General features: G+C 67.8%; 21 protein-coding genes and 1 pseudogene. 13 read left to right on the forward strand and 9 right to left on the reverse strand.

Annotated elements, in window-relative coordinates; all coding sequences use genetic code 11:
* Nucleotide 1 precedes the first annotated feature (1 nt).
* The 3 genes from ACZK2R_RS03265 to ACZK2R_RS03275 all read right to left on the reverse strand — a co-directional run bounded on the left by ACZK2R_RS03265 (nt 2) and on the right by ACZK2R_RS03275 (nt 3,754).
* Entirely contained in the window at nt 2-484 is a 483-nt protein-coding gene (locus tag ACZK2R_RS03265; protein WP_258015809.1) for a hypothetical protein, read from the reverse strand.
* Nucleotides 485-593: 109 nt separating this feature from the next.
* Entirely contained in the window at nt 594-3,110 is a 2,517-nt protein-coding gene (locus ACZK2R_RS03270) for an ABC transporter permease (RefSeq protein ID WP_180838330.1), read from the reverse strand.
* Nucleotides 3,107-3,754 carry an ABC transporter ATP-binding protein gene (locus tag ACZK2R_RS03275; RefSeq protein ID WP_049461575.1) on the reverse strand — a complete coding sequence of 216 codons (648 nt, stop codon included), beginning with the start codon at nt 3,752-3,754 and terminating at the stop codon, nt 3,107-3,109. The genes ACZK2R_RS03270 and ACZK2R_RS03275 overlap by 4 nt, the downstream gene beginning before the upstream one ends.
* 75 nt (nt 3,755-3,829) lie before the next feature.
* Between ACZK2R_RS03275 and ACZK2R_RS03280 the strand changes: the two genes are divergently transcribed.
* From ACZK2R_RS03280 to ACZK2R_RS03290, 3 genes are all read left to right on the forward strand, one after another.
* Nucleotides 3,830-4,474, forward strand: coding sequence for an arylesterase (locus ACZK2R_RS03280; RefSeq protein ID WP_004144386.1), 645 nt, complete (start codon nt 3,830-3,832; stop codon nt 4,472-4,474).
* 87 nt (nt 4,475-4,561) lie between these two features.
* The gene (locus ACZK2R_RS03285; protein WP_002811889.1) at nt 4,562-5,275 is read left to right on the forward strand and encodes a response regulator transcription factor; all 714 of its coding nucleotides are present in this window, start codon (nt 4,562-4,564) and stop codon (nt 5,273-5,275) included.
* A 155-nt stretch (nt 5,276-5,430) separates the two neighbouring features.
* Nucleotides 5,431-6,702 (forward strand): sensor histidine kinase, encoded by a 1,272-nt coding sequence (locus ACZK2R_RS03290; protein WP_049399778.1) that lies wholly within the window; start codon nt 5,431-5,433, stop codon nt 6,700-6,702.
* Nucleotides 6,703-6,818: 116 nt separating this feature from the next.
* Here the strand turns inward: ACZK2R_RS03290 and ACZK2R_RS03295 are convergent, their stop codons facing one another.
* Nucleotides 6,819-7,520 (reverse strand): SGNH/GDSL hydrolase family protein, encoded by a 702-nt coding sequence (locus tag ACZK2R_RS03295; protein WP_180838331.1) that lies wholly within the window; start codon nt 7,518-7,520, stop codon nt 6,819-6,821.
* A 213-nt stretch (nt 7,521-7,733) separates the two neighbouring features.
* Between ACZK2R_RS03295 and ACZK2R_RS03300 the strand changes: the two genes are divergently transcribed.
* The 10 genes and pseudogenes from ACZK2R_RS03300 (at nt 7,734) to ACZK2R_RS03345 (ending at nt 15,712) form a co-directional block, all read left to right on the forward strand.
* Complete coding sequence (locus ACZK2R_RS03300) at nt 7,734-8,129, forward strand: diacylglycerol kinase (protein WP_032129924.1); 396 nt, start codon at nt 7,734-7,736, stop codon at nt 8,127-8,129.
* Between the two features lie 32 nt (nt 8,130-8,161).
* Nucleotides 8,162-8,911 carry a TerC family protein gene (locus ACZK2R_RS03305; protein ID WP_004144462.1) on the forward strand — a complete coding sequence of 250 codons (750 nt, stop codon included), beginning with the start codon at nt 8,162-8,164 and terminating at the stop codon, nt 8,909-8,911.
* Nucleotides 8,912-9,131: 220 nt separating this feature from the next.
* A complete protein-coding gene (locus ACZK2R_RS03310; protein ID WP_032129923.1) occupies nt 9,132-10,292 on the forward strand; it encodes an MFS transporter in 1,161 nt (386 codons plus the stop codon).
* A gap of 617 nt (nt 10,293-10,909) precedes the next feature.
* The gene (locus tag ACZK2R_RS03315) at nt 10,910-11,530 is read left to right on the forward strand and encodes a LemA family protein (protein WP_032130538.1); all 621 of its coding nucleotides are present in this window, start codon (nt 10,910-10,912) and stop codon (nt 11,528-11,530) included.
* A gap of 3 nt (nt 11,531-11,533) precedes the next feature.
* A complete protein-coding gene (locus ACZK2R_RS03320; protein WP_180838332.1) occupies nt 11,534-12,421 on the forward strand; it encodes a TPM domain-containing protein in 888 nt (295 codons plus the stop codon).
* Nucleotides 12,421-12,915 (forward strand): TPM domain-containing protein, encoded by a 495-nt coding sequence (locus ACZK2R_RS03325; protein ID WP_125895695.1) that lies wholly within the window; start codon nt 12,421-12,423, stop codon nt 12,913-12,915. The genes ACZK2R_RS03320 and ACZK2R_RS03325 overlap by 1 nt, the downstream gene beginning before the upstream one ends.
* A gap of 51 nt (nt 12,916-12,966) precedes the next feature.
* A pseudogene (gene lgt / locus ACZK2R_RS03330) lies at nt 12,967-13,856 on the forward strand (prolipoprotein diacylglyceryl transferase).
* Nucleotides 13,853-14,647, forward strand: coding sequence for a thymidylate synthase (locus tag ACZK2R_RS03335; RefSeq protein WP_121504902.1), 795 nt, complete (start codon nt 13,853-13,855; stop codon nt 14,645-14,647). The pseudogene lgt and the gene ACZK2R_RS03335 overlap by 4 nt, the downstream one beginning before the upstream one ends.
* Nucleotides 14,644-15,207, forward strand: coding sequence for a hypothetical protein (locus tag ACZK2R_RS03340; RefSeq protein WP_258015810.1), 564 nt, complete (start codon nt 14,644-14,646; stop codon nt 15,205-15,207). The genes ACZK2R_RS03335 and ACZK2R_RS03340 overlap by 4 nt, the downstream gene beginning before the upstream one ends.
* Nucleotides 15,208-15,220: 13 nt before the next feature.
* A complete protein-coding gene (locus tag ACZK2R_RS03345; RefSeq protein ID WP_125895693.1) occupies nt 15,221-15,712 on the forward strand; it encodes a dihydrofolate reductase in 492 nt (163 codons plus the stop codon).
* A gap of 89 nt (nt 15,713-15,801) precedes the next feature.
* Here ACZK2R_RS03345 and ACZK2R_RS03350 read toward each other — a convergent pair whose 3' ends face one another.
* Genes ACZK2R_RS03350 through pdxA form a run of 5 tightly spaced genes read right to left on the reverse strand, consistent with a single transcriptional unit; the run spans nt 15,802 to nt 19,664 of the window.
* Nucleotides 15,802-16,449 (reverse strand): DUF1287 domain-containing protein, encoded by a 648-nt coding sequence (locus tag ACZK2R_RS03350; protein ID WP_180838333.1) that lies wholly within the window; start codon nt 16,447-16,449, stop codon nt 15,802-15,804.
* Nucleotides 16,446-17,471: a symmetrical bis(5'-nucleosyl)-tetraphosphatase gene (locus ACZK2R_RS03355; RefSeq protein ID WP_180838334.1), complete on the reverse strand. Its 1,026-nt coding sequence runs from the start codon at nt 17,469-17,471 to the stop codon at nt 16,446-16,448. The genes ACZK2R_RS03350 and ACZK2R_RS03355 overlap by 4 nt, the downstream gene beginning before the upstream one ends.
* A 15-nt stretch (nt 17,472-17,486) precedes the next feature.
* Nucleotides 17,487-17,870 carry a Co2+/Mg2+ efflux protein ApaG gene (gene apaG, locus ACZK2R_RS03360; protein WP_005412297.1) on the reverse strand — a complete coding sequence of 128 codons (384 nt, stop codon included), beginning with the start codon at nt 17,868-17,870 and terminating at the stop codon, nt 17,487-17,489.
* Between the two features lie 13 nt (nt 17,871-17,883).
* On the reverse strand, nt 17,884-18,687 hold the full coding sequence (gene rsmA / locus ACZK2R_RS03365; RefSeq protein WP_180838335.1) for a 16S rRNA (adenine(1518)-N(6)/adenine(1519)-N(6))-dimethyltransferase RsmA: 804 nt from the start codon (nt 18,685-18,687) through the stop codon (nt 17,884-17,886).
* A complete protein-coding gene (gene pdxA / locus ACZK2R_RS03370) occupies nt 18,684-19,664 on the reverse strand; it encodes a 4-hydroxythreonine-4-phosphate dehydrogenase PdxA (RefSeq protein ID WP_049398141.1) in 981 nt (326 codons plus the stop codon). The genes rsmA and pdxA overlap by 4 nt, the downstream gene beginning before the upstream one ends.

A 19,664-nucleotide genomic window follows, 5' to 3' on the forward strand; every position in this document is an offset into this window, starting at 1 on the left:
CTCAGGACGCCGGCCCACTCAAGGTGGTCAGGTCCAGCCCGGCGTCCTGGAAGGCACGCAGGGTAGCCTGGAGGCTGGCCTCGTCATCGCGGGTGCGGACGCCCATGACAGCTTGGTGGCAACGCACTCGATCCGTGCTGCAGGCGCTACGGTCCGGCAGCAGCGCGGTCTGTGCGACGAGGATCGCCATGTGCGCCACTTCCTTTCTCGGCTTCGGTTGGCCCCGGTAGAACCGGTCGAACTCAGCACGCAGGTCGGCCACCACGTCGGCATCGCTGCGCGTGCGTGACATGCTGGCCGGAACCAGATAGGTCGGATGGCCCTCGTGGAAGGCTTGCGCCTCGTCGGCCAGCACCGTTTCCAGTATGAAGGCCTGCACCGCGTCAGGAACATAGCCCTCCGCCGCGCGGGCGCCTGCGGGCAGCACCGCGGTGAGCAGCGGGGAACTGGCCAGAAGGATGCGCAGGCAGAGGCTGTATTTCATCTTCATTCCTTGAACCTCGGGAGCGCGGGAGCAACCTTCCGCGCTTCCGGACGATCTGATCGGGTGGGGCGCGCAGCATAGCGCCCCACCCGAGCGTGTCACGATCGCGTCAGGCTTCGCGCAGGGCCAGTGCTGGTGGCGTATGCAGGATCGCCCGCGTACCCCACCAGCCTGCCAGCAGGCTCAAGCCGATGCCGACCAGGCCGCCGATCAGCAGGCCCGGCCACGGCGGCAGCAACGGCAGCTCGAACACCTTCTGCGAAACCGCCACGCCGATCGCAGCGGCCGCGCCCACCGCCAGCAACGCCGCCAGTGTGCCCAGCGCACCGAATTCCACCAGTACCGCGCCACGCAGCTGGCGCCGGGTCGCGCCCAGCGTGCGCAGCACCGCGCTGTCGTAGCGCCGTTCGCCCGCCGTGGCCTGCAGCGCGGCCAGCAGCACCAGCATGCCGGCCAGCAGGCTGAACACCATCACCAGCTGCACCGCCTGCGCCACCCGTTCCATCACATCGCGCACCTGCGAGATCACCGCGTCCACGTCCAGCAGCGACAGGTTCGGCTGCGCGCGTACCAGCTCGCCCAGTCCGGCGGCCTTGCCGGCCGGTAGATGGAATGCCGACAGCAGGTTGTGTGGCGTATCGCCCACCGCATTCGGGTTCAGCAGCACGAAGAAGTTCGGGCGGAAGGTGTTCCAGTCGGCCTTGCGCACGCTGGTGACAGTGAACTCGCGTTCCTGCTCGCCCACCGCAATGGTGATGCGGTCGCCGGGATGCACGCCGTAGCGCTTGGCCCAGCCGATTTCCACCGAGGCTTCGGCGGCGGTGCTGTCTGCCTTCCAGAAGGTGCCGTTGACCAGTGTGTTGGCCGGCGGGAAGCTGCTGCGCCAGCTGAAGTTCAACGGCCGGTTCTCGTCGTCGTCATCGCGCTGGCCTTCGCCCTGTGCCGGCTGCCCGTTCTGTTCAGGCGAGCGGTCCACGCGCAGCGGCGGCTTGCCGTTGATCGCGATCAGGCGGCCAGTGGCCATCGGTTCGATGCTGGCGTCGTTGGCGCCCAGTCCACGCAGCGCGGCCAGCACGCTGTCGCGCTGTTCGGGCTGGATGTTGATCAGGAAGTAGTTCGGCGTATCCGCGGGCAGGCGTTCGCGCCATTGCTGCAGCAGGCCGGGGCCGGTCACCGCCAGCAGCAACAGCGCGCACAGCGACAGCGACAGCCCGACCAGCTGCATCACCGCCAGCATCCGGCGCCGGGTCAGCGCGGCCAGGCCCAGTCGCCAGTGGCCGTGCAGGCGGTGCTGCAGGCCACGCAGCAGCTGCAGCAGCACGAAGCCGACCACGCCGGCCGCCACCGCCAGCGCGGCCAACCCGCCCAGCACCCACAGCGCCAGCTTGAGATCACCGGTGACCTGCACCGCCAGCAGCAGGCTGGCCGCCAGGGCAGCCACGTAGGCCAGCAGCGAGGCCGGCGGCAGGGCGGCGAAGGAACGGTTGAGCACCCGCATCGGCGGCACCCCGCGCAGGCGCAGCAGCGGCGGCAGGCCGAAGCCGAACAGCAGCAACAGCCCGATGCCGGCACCGGTCAGCGCAGGCATTGCCTCGGGCAGCGGCAGGCGCTGCGGCACCAGACTGCCCAGCACCTGCACCAGGCCCTCCTGCGCCGCCATGCCCAGGCCGATGCCGAGTGCGCAGGCCGGCACCGCCAGCATCAGCAGCTGCAGTGCCAGACCGGACAGGATGTCGCGCTGGCGCGCGCCCAGGCAGCGCAGGATCGCCACCTGGTCGATGCGGCGCAGGGCGAAGCGGTTCGCCGCCAGCGCCGTGGCAACACCGGCCAGCAATACCGCCAGCAGCGCGCTGAGGCCGAGGAAGCGCCCGGCCAGGTCGAACGCCTGGCGCACGCCACGCTGGGTGTCGTCCACACTCAGCAGGCGCAGGCCCTTCACCTGCGGCAGCAGCCATTGCCGAAGTGCCGCGATCGGCTCTGCTGCTCCGGCGAACATCAGCCGGTAGTTGATGCGGCTACCCGGACCGAGCAGGCCGGTGCCTTCCACATCGGCGCGGTTGACCAGCAGGGTGGGGGAAAGCGTAAGCAGGTCGCCGCCGGTATCCGGCTCGGCCTCGATGATGCCGGCGATGCGCAGCGTGCCAGCGCCGAATTCAAGGTCGTCACCGGCCTTCAGTCCCAGCCCCTGGAGAAGGCGTGGGTCGGCATAGGCCTGGCCCTTGGCCGGCATGCCGGCGTTGTCGATCAAGGCGCCCCCGGGCGTGGCCCGCACCCGCAGCGTGCCACGCAGCGGATAGCCCGCCTGCACCGCCTTGATGCTGGCCATCTGGCTGGCATCACCGTTGAACAGCACGCTGCCGAAGCTGGCGATACGGGTGTAGGCCAGTCCGCGCCGCTGCGCCTCGTCGGCGAACGCCTGCGGCGGGTCATCGCGCCCGGCGATGCCGAGGTCGCCGCCTAGCATTTCCGCTGCGCTGCCGGTCAGTGCCAGGTTGACCCGGTTCACCAGCGTGCCGACCGCGGTCATCACCGCCACGCCCAGCACCAGCGCGGCGAACACGGTCAGCAGGTCGCCGGCCAGCGCCTCGCGGCGCAGCGCGCGCCACGCGTGCCGCAGCAGGTTCATGCCTGCGCCCCACGCTCGACCGGCAGCAGGCGGCCGTCGTCGATGCGGTGGATGTACTGGCAACGCTGGGCCAGGCGCAGGTCGTGAGTGACCAGCACCAGGGTGGTGCCGCTGCCGGCGTTGAGTTCGAACAGCAGGTCGCTGATGTGCTGGCCGGTGGCGTGGTCCAGCGAGCCGGTCGGTTCGTCGGCGAACAGAATGCGCGGGCGGGTGACGAAGGCACGTGCCAGTGCCACGCGCTGCTGCTCGCCGCCCGACAACTGGCGCGGATAGTGGCGGGCGCGATGGGCCAGGCCGACCTGGGCCAGCACTTCTTCGACCCGCGCCCGGTCTTCGCGCCCAGCCAGTTCCAGCGGCAGCGCGACATTCTCGGCGGCGGTCAGTGCCGGCAGCAGATGGAAGCTCTGGAACACGAAGCCGACCTCACGCGCGCGCAGCTGGGCGCGGGCCTCCTCGTCCAGCGCCGCCAGGTCCTGGCCGGCCAGCGCGATGCGGCCGCGGCTGGGCAGGTCCAGCCCGGCCAGCAGGCCGAGCAGGGTGGTCTTGCCGGAACCGGAGGCGCCGACGATGGCCGCGCTGGTCCCTTCATGGACGGTCAGGGTGATGTTGTCCAGTATGTGGACTTCACCCTCCGGGCCCTGCACGGATTTGCCGACCTGGTCGACGGCGATGGCAACGGACGCGCTGCGGGGGGACAGGCTGTCGATGAGGAGACTCCAATGCGCAAGACGGGATGGAGCCGGCGAGCCGGCGTGATGATGGTGCTGCTGCTAGGGTTCCTGCTGCTGCCTGGGCTGGCCTGTGCCAAAGGTCCGGCTGGCACCGTGCTGGTGCTCGGCGACAGCCTCAGTGCTGCCCACAATATCCCTGCCGACGCCGGCTGGGTGAGCCTGCTGCAGCAGCGGGTCAGGCAGCAGTCGAAAACACCGGCGCGCATCGTCAACGCCAGCATGAGCGGGGAAACCACCGCCGGCGCGCTGACCCGCCTGCCGGGCCTGCTGGCGAAGGAAAACCCGACCGTGGTGGTGATTGCCCTCGGCGGCAACGATGCACTGCGCGGGCTGACCCCGGCGCAGGTGCAGGGCAACCTGGAAAAGATGGTGCAGGCCAGCCAGAAGGCCGGTGCCAAGGTGCTGCTGCTGGGCATCGACGTGCCGCCCAACTACGGGCCAGCCTATCGCCAGCGCCTGGCGGCGGCCTACAAGGCGCTGGCCACGCAGTACAAGGTGCCGCTGCTGCCGTTCCTGCTGGAGGGCGTGGCCCTGCAGCCGGGCATGATGCAGGCCGACGGGCTGCACCCGACCGCACAGGCGCAGCCGAAGGTGCTGGACAACGTCTGGCCGCTGCTCAGACCGCTGCTCTGAACCGTTTGTTTACCTCTTGACGGAACTTCACATCGCGTCCACCGTCGATCCGGCATGTTTCACAAAGCTGAAGTTAGAGGGAATCACATGCGTCAGACGAAGGAGACCTCCGGCTTGGTGCTGGTGGTCGAAGACAACCGCAACATCTCCGAGATGATCGGGGAATACCTGGAAGGTCGCGGCTTCGAAGTCGACTATGCACAGGACGGCCTGGATGGCTACCGCCTTGCGGCGGAGAACAGCTATGACGTCGTGGTGCTCGACTTGATGTTGCCGCGCCTGGATGGCATCGAAGTGTGCCGTCGCCTGCGCAACGATGCGCGCAAGTCCACCCCGGTGCTGATGCTCACGGCACGCGACACGCTGGACGACAAGCTCACCGGCCTCGGTTTCGGCGCCGATGACTACCTGACAAAGCCGTTCGCGATTCAGGAGCTGGAAGCCCGCCTGCGCGCGCTGATCCGCCGCGAGCGTCGCCAGGTCGGTTCGGAAGTGCTGAAGGTCGCCGACCTGGTGCTCGATCCGGTCAGCATGCGTGCCACCCGTGCCGGTACCGAGCTGCAGCTGTCGCCGATCGGCCTGCGCCTGCTGACCATCCTTATGCGCGAATCGCCGCGCGTGGTCACCCGCCAGGAGATCGAACGCGAGATCTGGGGCAACGGCCTGCCGGATTCGGACACCCTGCGCAGCCACCTGTACAACCTGCGCAAGATCATCGACAAGCCGTTCGACCGTCCGCTGCTGCATACCGTGCAGAGTGCCGGCTACCGCATTGCCGACATCGCCCAGCCGATGGCCTGAGCAGGCCCGCGCCGGTGCAGCCGCAGGCCGGGCCGGGCTGCGGCCAGGCACAAGGGCAGGGGATGACCGTCCGGCAGTGCCGCCGGTCATCGCCCGTGCATCCCAACGGCGCGGTGCGCTGCCTATAATCGCAGCGCTCTGACCGGGACCCCGCAATGCCGCACGGCCTGCCGCGCAAGATCCGTATCGCTTTCATCCTGCAGGCAGTGCTGGCCAGCCTGGGCATCCTGCTCGGTGCGTGGCTGGTTTCGCTGGTGATCAAGCACAGCCTGGTCGGCGCCGCCCTGCGCGAGGAGGCGGCGTACTTCTGGACGCTGCACGAGGCCTCGCCGGTGCAGCCGCCACCCAACACCCAGAACATCCGTGGCTACCTGCTGGAAAGCGGGCAGTCGGCCCTGTCGTTGCCGGCCAATCTGCGCAACCTGGAGCCCGGCTTCCACGAACTGCCCAAGGACGACCAGCTGGTGCTGGTCGATGTGCGCCCGGCCGGCCGCCTTTACCTGGTATTCCTGCGTTCGCGTGCGGAGATGCTGGCGTTCTGGTTCGGCATCGTGCCGGTGCTGCTGACCCTGCTGGCGGTGTATGGCGCCAGTTGGGTCACCTATCGTGCGTCCAAGCGCCTGGTATCGCCGGTGAACTGGCTGGCGCGGCGCGTCTCGCGCTGGGACCCGGGCCACCCGGAGGCGGCCGACCTGGAGCCGAACAAGCTGCCGGCGGACATGCAGGGCGAGACCCGGCAGCTGGCGGCCGCACTGCATTCGCTGGCCAACCGGGTCAGCGCGCACGTGGCGCGCGAGCGCAATTTCACCCGCGATGCCAGCCATGAACTGCGCACACCGTTGACCGTCATCCGCGTGGCCAGCGACATGGCGCTGGGCGATGACAGCCTGGAGCCGCGCCTGCGCCGCAGCCTGCAGCGCATCCAGCGTGCCGGCCGTGACATGGAGGCGGTGATCGATGCCTTCCTGATCCTGGCCCGCGAGGCCGACGTCGAGCCCCAGGTCGAGCTGTTCGACGTCAACGACATCGTCCGCTACGAAGTGGACAACGCCAACGAACTGCTGGGTACGCGCCCGGTGTCGGTGCACCTGCACAGCGATGGCCCGGTGCAGCTGCATGCGCCGCCGCGGGTGCTGCAGGTGGTGGTCAGCAACCTGGTGCGCAACGCGTGCAGTTACACCGATGAGGGGCGCATCGACGTGCATGTGCACAACGATCGGGTGGTGGTGCGCGATACTGGTATCGGCATGTCGGCCGACGCACTGTCGCGGGCCTTCGAGCCGTTCTACCGCGCCGAGCCGAGCCGCCCGCAGGGCACCGGCCTGGGCCTGTCGATCGTGCGCCGGCTGTGCGATCGCTTTGGTTGGAAGGTCAGCCTGGCCAGCGAGCCGGGTCAGGGCACCGAGGCCACGGTGGTGTTCCGCTGACGCGGCACCAGCGGCCTCGGTAGATGCCGACCTTGGTCGGCGCTTTCAACAGGATTCACGCCGGTGCCCCATGCCAACCAAGGTTGGCATCTACCGGAGCGAGGCCGCAGCCTTCTTCAATCGCACTTCACCTTCGGCGCCAGCGCCCTGGTCCAGATCGCATAGCCGGCCGGGGTCATGTGCAGCATGTCCTCGCGGAACAGCGACGCATCCGGCTGGCCGTCGGCGCCGAGCATCGGCGTGTAGACGTCGGTGAAACCGGTGTTGGGCAGCCTGGCCAGAGCTGCCTTGATCAGCGTGTTGGCCTCGTTGATCGCCGGCAGCAGGTGCGCGCGCGACGGGCTTGGCTTGATCGACAGGTACTCCACCTTCGTCTTCGGCAGGTCGCGTTGCACGCGCTGCACGAAGGCAACCACATCGTCGCGCACCTGCACGGCGCTGCGGCCGCTGTTGAGGTCGTTGTCACCGGCGTAGAAGAACACCTTGCACGGTGCATACGGCACCACGATGCGGTCGGCATACCAGGTGCTGTCGCGGACTTCCGAGCCGCCGAAACCACGGTTGAACACCGGCTGGCCGGGGAAGTCGGCTGCCAGGCCTTCCCACATGCGGATCGAGGAGCTGCCGATGAACTCGATGCCGCCCCGTGGCGGCGGGCTGGCCTGGTCGGCGCTGGCAAAGTGGGCCATGTCGCCGGCCCAGGCCACGTTGGAGACCTGCTCGGGCACGCGCGGCGGCTTGGCCGGGCTCAGCGCCTGGGCCAGGGGGGCGGCGGTCAGCAGGCCCAGCATCAGCAGGCAGGTACGGCGACGGGACATCAGGCGCTCCAGCAGGGAAGAGGAAAGCCATCATAGAAGCTGGGGCGGGCCGGGGCTTGCCCCTGGCAGTCCATTCACCGGGCCGGTGCCGGGATGCGGCTGGCGGCCTTGTGGCAAAATGGCGGCCATCTGCCTATCCCTGTGCACCCATGATTCCCTGCCGTGCGTCTGAGCGGTCGCTGCGCCGCGCCCCTGTTGCTGGATGTTCCACCCGTGGCTGATCAGTTCGGCCATCTGCCCCGCGGCCCGCGCCGCATCTTCCAGGCCGCGCGCTGGTCCTGGCAGGGCCTGCGCGCCGCCTGGCTGCATGAGTCCTCGTTCCGGCTGGAGGTCTACCTGCTGATCCTGCTGACGCCGGTCGCGGTCTGGCTGGGCCAGACCCCGGTCGAGCGCGCGCTGCTGATCGGCTCGATGCTGCTGGTGCTGGCGATGGAACTGGCCAACTCGGCCATCGAGGCGGTGATCGAACGTTACGGCAGCGAGATCCACGAGCTGGCCGGCCGCGCCAAGGACATGGGTTCGGCGGCGGTCTTCGTGCTGATGATGAACGTGCTTCTGTGCTGGGCGCTGGTTGTGGTCCCGCATGCAATGGCCGGCAATTACGGCTGATCCCCATTCCCCCACTGCCCTGAAGAGTTTCCATGTCCTTTGAGTTCCTCGCCGACCCCAATGCCTGGGTGACCCTGTTCACCCTGAGCGCACTGGAAATCGTGCTCGGCATCGACAACCTGGTGTTCATTTCCATCGCGGTCAGCAAGCTGCCGGAAGAGCGTCGCCCGTTCGCGCGCAAGCTCGGCATCGCCGTGGCCTGCATCACCCGCATCGCCCTGCTGGTGTCGCTGGCCTATCTGGCGCACATGTCCGCCAACCTGTTCACCGTGGCTGGTATGGGCATCTCCATCCGAGATCTGGTGCTGATCGTCGGTGGCCTGTTCCTGATCATCAAGGGCTACATGGAGATCAAGGAACTGATCACCGGTGGCGAAGACGAGAACCCAGCCACCAGCAAGGCCTCGGGTGTATTCGGCATGGTCATCCTGCAGATCGCCATCATCGACATCGTGTTCTCGCTGGACTCGGTGATCACCGCCGTCGGCATCGCCGATCACATCCCGGTGATGGTCGCCGCCATCCTGCTGTCGGTGCTGGTGATGCTGCTGGCCGCCAACCCGCTGGGCCGCTTCATCGACGCAAACCCGACCGTGAAGATGCTGGCACTGGCCTTCATCCTGTTGATCGGTGCGGTGCTGATCCTGGATGGCCTGGACGTGCACGTGCCCAAGCCCTACATCTATGCCGCCATGGGCTTCTCGGTGCTGGTGGAATGGCTGAACCTGCTGATGCGCCGCCGCGCACGCGATCACCATGTGCCGGGTGCTGGCGACTGGTAAGCAGATCACAGGCCAATGTGTCTTCCAGAACCCCCGGCCAGCGCCGGGGGTTCTGCGTTATGGGACCGATTGGGCTCGCCGGGCCATGCCCGGCGGGGAGGTTCCCGCCAGCTGTGAATTGAGGTCAACAGTGTTTTCCCGGGGCGAGGCTTAATCCGCGGCAGCAAAGCGCGCAGGCTACGCGCTCTTTTCCAGGACCTGCCCCACGCAGGATGACCCCATGAACTCCAGAGCCGCCTTGTTGGCCCTTGCTGTCGGCGCCTTCGCCATCGGCACCACTGAATTCGCGCCGATGGGCCTGCTGCCCGTCATTGCCGACGGCGTCGGCGTGAACATTCCCACAGCCGGCATGCTGATCACCGCCTATGCCGTGGGCGTGATGCTGGGCGCGCCGGTGATGACCCTGCTGATGGGACGGTTTGGCAAGCGCACCGCGCTGATGCTGCTGATGTCGATCTTCGTGGTCGGCAACCTGCTCTCGGCACTGGCCCCGAACTACGGCCTGCTGTTGCTGTCGCGTCTGGTCACCAGCCTCAATCACGGTGCCTTCTTCGGCATCGGTGCGGTGGTTGCCGCCAGCCTGGTGCCGAAGGACAAGCAGGCTGCCGCCGTGGCCACCATGTTCATGGGCCTGACCATCGCCAACATCGGCGGTGTGCCGCTGGCCACCTGGGTGGGCCAGCAGCTGGGCTGGCGTCTGTCCTTCGCCGGTACTGCGGTGCTGGGCCTGGTCGCGATCACCGCGCTCGGCCTCGCGCTGCCGGCATCCGCGCCGGGGCCGCGCCCGGACGTGCGCCGCGAACTGAGAGCGATCCTGCAGCCGCAGGTGCTGCTGGCGATGGCTACCACCGTGCTTGGCGCCGGCGCGATGTTCACCCTCTATACCTACGTGGCACCGGTGCTGACCGAACTGACCGGTGCCTCCAACGCCTTCATCGCGATGTCGCTGGCGCTGATCGGTATCGGCTTCACCTTCGGCAATGGCATCGGTGGGCGCATGGCCGACTGGTCGCTGGATGGTGCCACCCGCATCCTGCTGGCGGTCCTGGCCGTGTTGATGTTCGTGCTGCCGCTGGCCTTCATGAATCACGCCACGGCGGCGCTGGGTGTGCTGCTGTTCGGCGCGGCGACTTTCGCCATCGTGCCGCCGTTGCAGATCCGGGTGATGCAGGCGGCCAGCGAGGCGCCGGGACTGGCGTCGTCGATCAACGTCGGTGCGTTCAACCTGGGCAATGCCGTGGGTGCGGCGCTGGGCGGTGCGGTGATCAGTTCGGGCCTGGGCTATGCCGCGATTCCGGTGGCCGGTGGCCTGCTGGCGGCCTCGGGGTTGCTGCTGGCATGGCTGGGGCGTCCGCGCACTGCGGTGGCTGAGGCTTGCTGAGTGATGTGGGGTTCCGGCAGGGCTTGCAGCCCTGCACCCGCAGAATCCAGAGCAACAGCAAGAGCCTGCATTCCGCGGGTTGGCGGGGTGGGTCCGGTTGCGGGGGACGCCGTGAATCCGTCCATGGAGGCTTGGCCGCGGCATCCATGCCGCGTACACCCCCGCAACCGGACCCACCCCGCCTTCGACAGATTCCCGCGGTCTGTCGGAACGTCGTTCTGCTTTGGTAGGTGTCGACCTTGGTCGACACGAATGCCTGAAGAACCGGCTTTTGCTTTTGTTTTTTTCTTTGTGATCTTCCCGCGGTGCGCAGGAAATTGTCCGTGGCCGGGAGGGTGGGTTGGCTGGGGGCGTGAGCCGCATGGGCCCGAGGCATGCCTCGGGCGGGTTGGGCAGGACGCCCGACCCTGGCCTTGCCGTGCGCGCAGGACAGCGCACACGAGCAAGCGGCGATCGAGCTTACATGGACGTACTTGCAGCGCCCCCCAGCCAACCCACCCTCCCGGCCACCCCCAGAGAACCAGCAAACAACCACCGCGGAGGGGGCGGCGCCCGATGGCCGGTCTTTCACCCGAACCATGGCATGCTCGGCGCCAAGCCCACCCGGAACCTCCGCCATGCGCCTGTTCACCCGTGTCCTGCCCCTGATGCTGTTGGCCTCCCTGCTCTCCGGCTGCGGCTACAACGCCATCCAGCAGAAGGATGAAGCGGTCAAGGCCAGCTGGTCGGAGGTCATCAACCAGTACAAGCGCCGCGCCGACCTGGTGCCCAACCTGGTGCAGACCGTGAAAGGCTTCGCCAGCCAGGAAGAGCGCGTGCTGACTGAAGTGACCAACGCCCGTTCGCGTGTCGGCCAGATCAACGTCAATGCCGACGACGAAGCCTCGCTCAAGCAGTTCCAGCAGGCCCAGGGCGAACTTGGCAGCGCGCTGTCGCGGCTGCTGGTGGTCACCGAGAACTATCCGGAACTGAAGTCGAACCAGAACTTCCGCGACCTGCAGGCGCAGCTGGAAGGTACCGAGAACCGGGTCACCGTCGCCCGTGGCCGTTACATCCAGCAGGTGCAGGACTACAACACCTACATCCGCTCGTTCCCGCAGGTGATCACCGCCAAGATCTTCGGCTACAAGACCAAGCCGAACTTCACCGTGGACAACGAAGCGCAGATCTCCAACGCGCCGGCGGTCGATTTCGGCAACGCGCCGCAGCAGCAGCCGGCACCGCAGCCGGGGACCTGATCGATGCGCCTGGCCTCTGCGCTGCTGGCCCTGCTGCTGTGGCTGCCGCTGGCCTCGCATGCGCAGCAGCTGGCGCCGGTTCCTGCGCTGGATTCGCCGGTGGTCGATACCACCGGCACGCTGGATGCCGCGCAGAAGGAGGCGCTGGTGCAGCAGGCGATCGAACTGCAGCAGCGCAAGGGCAGCCAGCTGCAGGTGCTGGTGGTGCCGACCACCCAGCCGGAAGACATCGCGCAGTACACCACGCGGGTCTTCGACCAGTGGCAGATCGGCCGCAAGGGCGTGGATGACGGGGTGCTGCTGGTGGTGGCCAAGGACGACCGGCGCGTGCGCATCGAGCCGGGCTACGGTCTGGAAGGCGCCATTCCCGATGCCATCGCCAACCGGGTCATCCAGGAATACCTGGTGCCGCGCTTCCGCAGCGGCGACTACGCCGGTGGCATCACCGACGCCACGGCGGTGCTGGTCAAGCTGATCGACGGCGAAACGCTGCCGGCACCGGTCAGCGGCCATCGCGGTCGGGAACCTGGTGGTGGCGGCGATACCTGGTTCCTGGCGTTGTTCATCGGTGTGTTCGCCGGCAGCATCCTGCGCGGCGTGTTCTCGCGCGTGCCGCGACCGCTGCGTGGCCTGCTGGGTGGTGCCGGTGCAGCGCTGGCGGCGTTCCTGTTCACGTCCACGCTGCTGGCCAGTGGCCTGGCAGGCGTCGTAGGGCTGATCGTGGCCATGCTCTCCGGTCATCCGGGCCGCTTTGCCGGCGGCGGCGGCTGGGGCGGTGGCAGCTGGGGTGGCGGAGGCGGCTTCGGCGGGGGCGGTGGATTTGGTGGTGGCGGCGGCTGGGGTGGCGGTGGTGGCCGCTCCGGTGGTGGCGGTGCTTCGGGGGGCTGGTGATGATCCAACGTCTATGTCGGCACGTGTTTTCGCCCTCGGTGCGGCGCGCGTTCCCGCCGGCCACACTGCAGGCGATCACCGAGGCCATCGCGGCCGGTGAGCAGCGCCACGGTGGGCAGGTGATGTTCGCAGTGGAAGCGGACCTGCCGCTGGGTGCGCTGTGGCACAGGGTGACCCCGCGCCAGGCCGCCGAGCACGCCTTTGCGCGCCTGCGCACCTGGGATACCACCCACAACAACGGCGTGCTGATCTACCTCCTGCTGGCTGACCACGCCATCGAGATCGTCGCCGACCGTGGCCTGCAGGGCCGGGTCAGCCCGGCACAGTGGCAGCGGGTCTGCACCCACCTGCGCGAGGGGCTGCGTGGTTCCCATCCGGTGGAAGCGCTGCAGGATGCCATCGACGAGGTCTCCAGCCTGATCGAAGGGCACTTTCCGGCCTCGACGCGGTCGAACGATGACGGCCTGCCCAACACGCCCCAGCTCCTTGGTTGAGCCGGGGCGGCACTGGCCCGAGAATAGGCGTTCAACCGCAAGGCACCTTCCATGATCTATTTCCACGACATCGACCCCATCGCCCTCTCGCTGGGGCCGATCAAGGTGCACTGGTACGGCATCACATGTACCTGCTCGGCTTCACTGCGGCCTGGCTGCTGGGCCGCAAGCGCATCGCCGACGGGCGCCTGCCGGGGGTCGATGCCAACGGCTTCTCGGACCTGCTGTTCTACGCCATGCTCGGCGTGGTGCTGGGCGGGCGCATCGGCTTCATGCTGTTCTACGCGCTGGGCGATTTCCTGCACAACCCGCTGCTGCTGTTCAAGGTGTGGGATGGCGGCATGAGCTTCCATGGCGGCCTGCTGGGCGTCGTGGTTGCGTGCTGGTGGTGGTCGCGCCGCAACCGTCTGCACCTGTTCGACACTGTTGATTTCATCGCCCCACTGGTGCCGATCGGCCTGGCTTTGGGTCGGGTTGGCAATTTCATCGGTGCCGAGTTGTGGGGCAAGTACACCGACGGTACCTGGGGCGTGGTGTTCCCGTCCGGCCTGCCGGCTCCGCTGAACCAGCTCGACCACGCGACCCTGCAGGCGCAATTTGCAACCGGTGCGCTGAACCAGTACGCGCGCCACCCTTCGCAGCTGTATGAGGCGGCACTGGAAGGCCTGGTGATGTTCACCGTGCTGTGGTGGGTCTCGGCCAAGCCGCGTCATCGCTATGTGGTATCGGGCCTGTTCGCACTGATGTACGGCATCTTCCGTTTCGGCCTCGAGTTCGTGCGCATGCCCGACAACGGCGTCTACATCGCCTTCGGCTGGCTGACCAAGGGCCAGATCCTCAGCCTGCCGCTGATCGCCTTCGGCCTGGTGCTGCTGGTGATGTCGCGCCGCGCGCCGGTACTGCAGCCGCAGCCGCTGGTAGCTGCCGAGGGCAAGGCATGAAGGCTTACCTGGACCTGCTCTCGCACGTGCTCGAACACGGCGCCGAGAAAAGTGATCGCACCGGCACCGGCACCCGCAGCGTGTTTGGCTGGCAGATGCGTTTCAACCTGGCCGAAGGCTTCCCGCTGGTCACCACCAAGAAGCTGCACCTGCGCTCGATCATCCACGAGCTGCTGTGGTTCCTGAAGGGCGACACCAATATCGGCTACCTGAAGGACAACCAGGTGCGGATCTGGGACGAGTGGGCCGACGAGAACGGCGACCTCGGCCCGGTCTACGGCAAGCAGTGGCGCAGCTGGGCTACCGCCGACGGTCGCGAGATCGACCAGATGCAGTGGCTGGTGGACGAGATCAAGCGCAACCCCGACTCGCGCCGGCTGGTGGTCAGTGCCTGGAACGTGGGCGAGCTCTCGCAGATGGCGCTGATGCCGTGCCACAACCTGTTCCAGTTCTACGTGGTGGACGGCAAGCTCAGCTGCCAGCTGTACCAGCGCAGCGGCGACATCTTCCTCGGCGTGCCGTTCAACATTGCCAGCTACGCGCTGCTGACTCACATGGTGGCGCAGGCCACCGGCCTGGGCGTGGGTGACTTCGTGCACACGTTGGGCGATGCGCACCTGTATTCGAACCACTTCGAGCAGGCCCGCGAGCAGCTGTCGCGTGAACCGCGCGCGCTGCCGACGCTGTGGTTGAACCCGGAGGTGACCGACCTGTTCGGCTTCCAGTTCGACGACATCCGCATCGACGGCTACGATCCGCATCCGGCGATCAAGGCGCCGGTGGCGGTATGAGCGCGCGCATGCTGTCCCGGTGTCTGTTGGCGCTGTGCGCTGCGCTGCCTCTGGGCATGGCCCAGGCCGCAGCGGCGGATACACTGTCGCTGGCCAGGCAGGTCAATGAGCAGATCGTGCACAAGCACATGCGCGAGGAAGTGCAGGCGTTCGCCGGAGCATTCAACGGCAGCACGATGCTGCCCCAGGATGTTCCGGAAGGCTGCCGGGCGCAGATGCGTGAGGCGGTAACCGGCATGTACACGGCGATGACCGAGCACCTGAAGGCGGGCGTCGAGAACCCGGCGTATCAGCGTGAGCTTGAACAGGGTCTGGCCACCGTCTATTCCAACGACCAGCTGAAAGCGTTCCTGGCGCGCGGCGCCAGCGACGATATCGCTGCGCTGTCGGCAGAGATCCTGTCGGGACCGGGCCTGAAGGAGATCGAAGAGGCGCAGAAGCAGAAGATCCTCGCTGGCCTGGATGAGCAGACCACGTCCAGCCCTGCGCTGGCTGCGGCGTTGCAGGCCGCCAGTGCCGCAAACGCTGCCTGCGAACGCCTGCAGATCGACGCCAGCTGAGGAGGTGGTAGCAATGAAGCTGTCGATGATCGTGGCGCTGGACCGCAACCGTGGCATCGGCCAGGGCAATGCCATGCCCTGGCACCTGCCGGATGATTTCAAGCATTTCAAGGCGCTCACCCTGGGCAAGCCGATCCTGATGGGGCGCAAGACCGCCGAGTCGATCGGCCGCGTGCTGCCGGGGCGGACCAACCTGGTGCTGACCCGCAGCGGCCAGGTGCCATTCGAGGGCATGCGTGCGGTGGCGTCGCTGGACGAAGCGAAGTTGATTGCCGAAGGCGAGGGCGCGAGCGAGCTGTGCATCATCGGCGGCGGCGAGATCTTCCGCCAGCTGCTCGACCAGGCCAGTGACCTGTACCTGACCTGGGTGAATGCTGAAGTGCCCGCCGACACGCATTTCCCCGAAGTGGATGCGCAGGACTGGCGGGAAGTGAGCAGCGAGCCGCACCCGGCCGACGAACGCCACGCCTACGCGTTCCGCTTCGTGCACTACGTGCGCCGCTGATCGCTGCGCATCTGTAGAGCCGAGCCATGCTCGGCTGCTGTTGCCGGACACATCCCGTAGCCGAGCATGGCTCGGCTCTACAGGATTGCCTACGGCATCCGGTAATGCCCGATGATCGTGTGCTGGAACAGCAGGTTCTCTTCCCGCGTGCCGCGCGCGATGTTGTGCAGCACCAGCGGCGTGCCATTGGCCAAGCGCCGGTCGGAGACGATACCCACATGCAGCAGGCCGTTGCCGTTGAGCTTCCAGGCGACGATGTCGCCGGCTGCGTAGTCGGCGGCGGCGGTGCTGATCGGCTGCTGCCAGCGCTGCCGCTCGAACCAGCGCATCAGGTTCGGTACGCGACGATGATCGATGTTGCGGTCCGGCCGTGACAGGCCCCAGATCGCCGGATAGGCACTGAAGTTGCCGCGCATGTCTTCATGCACGCGTGCCTGCAGGTCCAGGCCCTGGCTGCGCAGGGCGCGCACCACCACATCGGTGCACACGCCGCGATCCAGTGGCACGTCGCCGCCGGGATAGGCCAGCACTTGATAGGCAGGGTCGTAGCGGGTGGTGACGCCGATCTGCGCGCGCGCCGCAGCCACCAGTGGCGGCGAAGGCGCCTGTGGTGGCGTCGGTGTGCGTTCAGCGCTGTCCGCAGCCGTGGGAGCAGTCGGCGAGCCGGGCTGGCAGCCGCTGGCCAGGGCCAGCGTCAGCAGCAGCACCGTCCATGGTGCCCAGCCGTGCCGCGTCATGCCTGCGGCGGGGTGCTGTTGTTGTTGGGACCGCCGGAGCCACCACCGCCACCGCCACCACGGCGACGACGACGGCGCGGGCCGCGGTTGCCCGGGTTGGCGGCCGGAGCATTGCCGCCGCCCTGTTCCTTGCCCTGCGCCGGTGCGGCCGGGCGCTCGTGCGCCGGGCGCGCTGGCGGGCGGGCGTTGGGCACGGGTGCCGGTACATCGCGGCCTGGCACCTGCACCACGCGCAGTTCATCGGTATCGAGCTGGATCGCGGTCAGCTTGCCGCCCCAGACCGCGCCGGTGTCGATGGCGTGCACGCCCTGGGTGATGGTCAGGCCCAGCGCCGACCAGTGGCCGCAGACGACCTTGAGGTCACGCTCGACCCGGCCCGGCACTTCGAACCAGGGATACAGCCCCTGTTCCTGGGTACCCGGCGTGCCCTTGTCCTCGATGCCGATACGCCCGCGCGGGGTGCAGTAGCGCATGCGGGTGAGCACGTTGATGATCGCGCGCGAGCGGTCGTAGCCGGACAGGTTCGGTGCCCAGCTCGGCTTGTCGCCGTACATGTTGCGGAACAGCTTGCGGTAGCCGGCGCCGTGCAGCTGCACCTCGACTTCGGCTGCATGCTTCTCGGCCATCTGCGTGGTCCACTTCGGCGCCAGGCCGGCGTGCACCATCATCCAGCCCAGCTCGCGGTCCACGTGCAGCAGCTTCTGCAGGCGCAGCCAGTCGAGCAGTTCGTCGCGGTCCTCGGCCTGCACGATGCGCAGCAGGTCCGGGTTGACCTTGCGCTGTTCCTCTTCGGTGCGCGCACCGACGGCCAGCAGCGAAAGGTCATGGTTGCCCAGCACCACTACGCTGTGCTCGCGCAGCGAATGCACCAGCCGCAGCGTTTCCAGTGACTGGCCACCGCGGTTGACCAGGTCGCCGCAGAACCACAGGGTGTCCTGCGCCGGGTCGAAACGGATCTTCTCCAGCAGTCGCTGGGTGACGTCATAGCAGCCCTGCAGGTCGCCGATCGCCCACACACTCATCGTTCGGCCTCCGTGTCAGTGCAGGGTACGCGGGATGGCCAGCACGAAAGGTGCGACCGGCGCGGCAAATTCGGTGCCGTCGTCGGCGACCATGTCGTAGTGGCCCTGCATGGTCCCGTGATCGGTCCCCAGCATGACACCGGACGTGTAATGGAAGTCTTCACCGGGACGCAGGCGCGGCTGCTCGCCGATCACCCCGTCACCATCGACATGCTCGACGCGGCCGTTGGCATCCGTGATACGCCAGTGGCGTGCGACCAGGCGCGCGGCAACACGCCCCTGGTTGTGGATGCGGATCGTGTAGGCGAACGCATAGCGCCCGTCTTCCGGCGCGGATTGATCGTCGAGGAAGCGCGGTGCGACTTCGACGGAGATGGCATAAACGTCAGCGTCTTCCATACCGGCAGTGTAATCAGGAGGCATTGGCCAAAGCGATGAATTCGGCCACGTCCAGCTGTTCGGCGCGGGCATCGGGACGCACGCCGGCGGCAACGAACTGTTCGGCGGACACCACGTTGTTCAGGGCGTTGCGCAGGGTCTTGCGGCGCTGCCCGAAGGCGGCCTTGACCACCTCGGCGAAACGCTTGTGGTCGTGGATGTTGATCGTGGCCGGGTCACGCGGCACCAGCCGCACCACGGCCGAATCGACCTTCGGCGGCGGCCGGAACGCGCCCGGCGGCACCACGAACAGCGAGGTCACCTGGCAGTAGGCCTGCAGCATCACGCTGAGCCGGCCGTACACCTTGCTGCCGGGGCCGGCGGCCATGCGGTCGACCACTTCCTTCTGCAGCATGAAGTGCATGTCGCGGATCACCGCCGCATGTTCCAGTGCATGGAACAGGATCGGCGAGGAGATGTTGTAGGGCAGGTTGCCGATCAGGCGGATCGACTGGCCGGCAGCCAGCTCGGTGAAGTCCACGCGCAGCACGTCGCGGTGGACGATGGTCAGCTCGCCCAGCGGCTCGGCGGCGGCGGTCAGCGGCGCGATCAGGTCGCGGTCGAACTCGATCACCGTCAGTTTCGGATGCACGCGCAGCAGCGGCAGGGTGATCGCGCCCTGGCCGGGGCCGATCTCGACCAGGCGGTCACCGTCTTTCGGGTTGACCGCCATCACGATCTTGTCGATGTAGTGGCGGTCGGCCAGGAAATGCTGGCCAAGCTGCTTCTTGGCCGGGGCGGTGAACACCGGGCCGGAGGGGGAATGCGGGGAATTCATGCGCTCAGTGTACGTTGCCGCGCAAGCTGCGCACACAACGTCGTTGCCGCCTGCAGGCTGGAAGGATCGGCAATGCCGCGGCCGGCAAGGTCCAGCGCGGTGCCATGGTCCACCGCCACGCGCGGGTAGGGCAGACCCAGGGTCAGGTTCACCGCCTGCTCGAAGCCCGAATACTTCAGCACCGGCAGGCCCTGGTCGTGGTACATCGCCAGCACGGTGTCGAAGCCTGCCAGCTTGGCCGGCAGGAAGGCGGTATCGGCCGGCAGCGGCCCGATCAGGTCCATGCCCTCCGCGCGCAGGCGCTGCAGCAGCGGGATGACCAGGTCCAGTTCCTCGCGGCCCAGATGACCGTCTTCACCGGCATGCGGGTTCAGGCCGAGCACGGCGATGCGTGGCGCGGGCAGGCCGAATTCGCGGCGCAGCGCAGCGTGCACGGTGCGCAGGGTGTGTTCCAGGCCGGGCGCGGTGATCGCGTCGGCCACCTCGCGCAGTGGCAGGTGGGTGGTGGCCAGGGCCACGCGCACGATGTGGTTGGCCAGCATCATCACCACCTTCACCCCGGCCTGGTCGGCCAGCAGTTCGGTGGTGCCGCTGTAGGCGATGCCGCCTTCGTTGATGACCGCCTTGTGCACCGGGCCGGTGACTACGCCGTGCAGTTCGCCGGACAGACAGGCCTGGCCGGCACCGAGCAGGGCGCCGATGACGGCGCCGGCATTGGCCGGATTGGCCTGGCCGAAGTGGCTGGGCACGGTATTGGCTACCACGCGCACACGCAGATCGCCGGGGACGCGTGCTTCGGCGTCCTCGGGCAACAGCTGCAGGGGCAGGTTCAGCGCGGCCGCGGCCGCGCGCAGGGTATCCGGGTCGGCGAAGGCCAGCAGCCGGCAATCTTCACGCGGCTGCTGGACGAGGCGGACACACAGCTCCGGGCCGATCCCGGCGGGCTCGCCCGGTACCAGAGCGAGCTCGGGGCGCAT

The organism is Stenotrophomonas sp. 96582_Sma (genome assembly GCF_056480905.1).